The organism is Nocardia vinacea NBRC 16497, from assembly GCF_000308835.1.
GTDB lineage: Bacteria > Actinomycetota > Actinomycetes > Mycobacteriales > Mycobacteriaceae > Nocardia > Nocardia vinacea.
Genome location: NZ_BAGN01000333.1, coordinates 1 through 2,112, shown reverse-complemented (window position 1 = coordinate 2,112; position 2,112 = coordinate 1). Strand labels below are relative to the sequence as shown.

Annotated in this window: 3 protein-coding genes; all 3 read right to left on the bottom strand. The window is 68.5% G+C overall.

What is annotated here, in order from left to right; genetic code table 11:
- The coding region (locus ON44_RS33810; RefSeq protein WP_040698149.1) for a peptidase M50 at positions 1-270 on the bottom strand (270 nt) is incomplete at its 3' end.
- 1 nt (position 271) lies between these two features.
- Complete coding sequence (locus ON44_RS33805; protein ID WP_040698146.1) at positions 272-937, bottom strand: DUF2267 domain-containing protein; 666 nt, start codon at positions 935-937, stop codon at positions 272-274.
- 126 nt (positions 938-1,063) lie between these two features.
- Positions 1,064-1,975, bottom strand: a complete 912-nt coding sequence (locus tag ON44_RS33800) for an Acg family FMN-binding oxidoreductase (RefSeq protein ID WP_157187398.1) — start codon at positions 1,973-1,975, stop codon at positions 1,064-1,066.
- Positions 1,976-2,112 lie beyond the last annotated feature (137 nt).

Genomic DNA, 2,112 nt, shown 5'->3' with positions numbered 1-2,112 from the left:
TCCGCCGAGCAGCCACAGCACGACCTGTTCGATCCGGGTGCCGTCACGGCGAGCGACGATCGAATGTGCCAGCTCATGGGTCAGCAATGAGGCGAAGAGCCCGATCGCGCCGACCGCCGCGACCAGCCAGACCGCCACCGAGTTGCCATGGATATCGGTCAGCGAGCGACCGAGCAGATAGGTGAACAGGCCCAGGGTGACCAGCGCCGTCCAGTGCGCGCCGATCCGAATTCCCGCGACCCGCCCTAGCGGGATGGTTGCGCGCAACATGTCAGTGCTCCCGAGCCTCGGCGCCGACCAGCCCTTCGGCGAGCAGAATCCGGTGTGCCCGCTGGGCCGCCTGGGTCGCGCGGTCGGTGTCGGGTTCATCAGAGGGCAGTCGCTCGAGGCCGCGCGCCAATACCGCGACCGCGGCACCGAGGGCCTGGACGTGGTCTCTCAGATCGGTGAGCGGATCGACCGCACGGTGCTCGGCGACCGGCTGCCCATCGAACGCCGATTCCTCGACCGCGACCTGCGCACCGCACAGTACGCCGTACAGGTGCATCGGCAGGACCGCGAAGATGCGGTTCATCTGGCCGGGGGAGAACAGATCCGACAACGCGACGGTGACCGCACCCGCGATTGGGCCGACCTCGTCCCGATCGATGCCCGCCGCCCTCGCGAAGTGCGTGACGAATTCGGCGGTGCCGTGTCGGACCGGCACATGGCTGGGCACCCAGCCCTCGTAATAGGCCCCACGCAGCACCTCGGGCAACTGCGCGGCCAGATGTGCCGAGCTGCTGACGCTGATGCGGTCGCGCACGGTGTGCATCCAGGCGCGCAGCGCCCGATAGGCGAAGGCGCGGTCGTCGGTGTCGAGGCTGTCGGCGACAGCGCGCACCCAGTCGTGCGCAGTCTGCACGGCTGGCGCGAGGAAATCGTCGTGATGCGGCATGGCTGGCCTCCTGGGTCCTGGTGTGGTATCTGCCCAGCCTGCGTCGCGCGTGGCCGCTGTCCAAGGGCCGAAGGGTGCTGTCGGATGAGCCGATGGTCCCGCTTTCGGATCGGCGGCGGCCATCGGTCAAGGCGAACGGACCTCGAGAACCTCGTCGAGTGGTCGTCGTGGTGTCGGGGCCGATTCGGTGTCCTCGGGTGCGATGCCGATGCGGACGATAACCTGGGGGCAGTCCCAATGGGGGATCAGGTCGGTGATCACCGAACGGCTGGCGGCGAGTTCGGTGATGTGGGTCAGAGCGCAGGTGGCCAGGCCGCGGGCGGTGCATTCGAGCAACATCTCCGAGAGCGCCTCGCCGGTATGCAGCCACTGTGCCGGGGTATCGCCGAGGGTGCTGAGCACCACCAGCCGGGCCTTGTCCTCGAGGTCGGCTCGGCGGGCCGAATACGGCGCGGACGGGAAAGTGCGTCCAACATCGACCCTGGCGGCCTCGGCATCCGATACCAGCGCGGCCGCAGGGACGCCTTCCTGGACGTTGGAATGTCCGGCCCACCAATGCAATTCGGCCTGATACTCCATATCGTAACGGCGCAACGCCGTGGCATGTTCGGTGGCCGCGGCCAGTCGGGGCCTGCTGCTGTCGGCTATCTCGTCGACCGCGACATGATGTGGTCGCGCCAGTTCGCGCACCGCGCTGAGCACGTCGTGCCAGTTGCCCGGTGTCAGCATCGGCAATCGGTCGGTGTGGCGCCGGTGGACGGCGCGCACCCGGGTGGCTGTCGTGTTCAGCGCACCGGGCCACGGCCGGAACTCCAGCGTGGCCAAAAGGCCCGGCAGATCGGGGTCGGGGAGGCGAGTGACCTCGGCGAACCAGCCCATCGACAGGAAGGCCAGGCGCGCATGGTCGAGCACCGCGCCGCAGCTGATCACCAACTGCCTGCCGAGCGGATCCGCCGACTGCAGCAGTCGATCGGTGTCGCTGTGCAGTTGCAGTCGCGCGCCGTCGAACACCCAGCGCCACGGCTGGGTGTTATGCACCGAGGGGGCCCGGAGGCGAGCTTCAGCGCCATCCGTACGGCCGGCAGATCGGGTGTGCTCGCACGATCACTTGCGGTCATATTCCGAGTCTCGCCTTCGGGACCCGACCGCCACGACGGGCATTGCGCACCAATCCG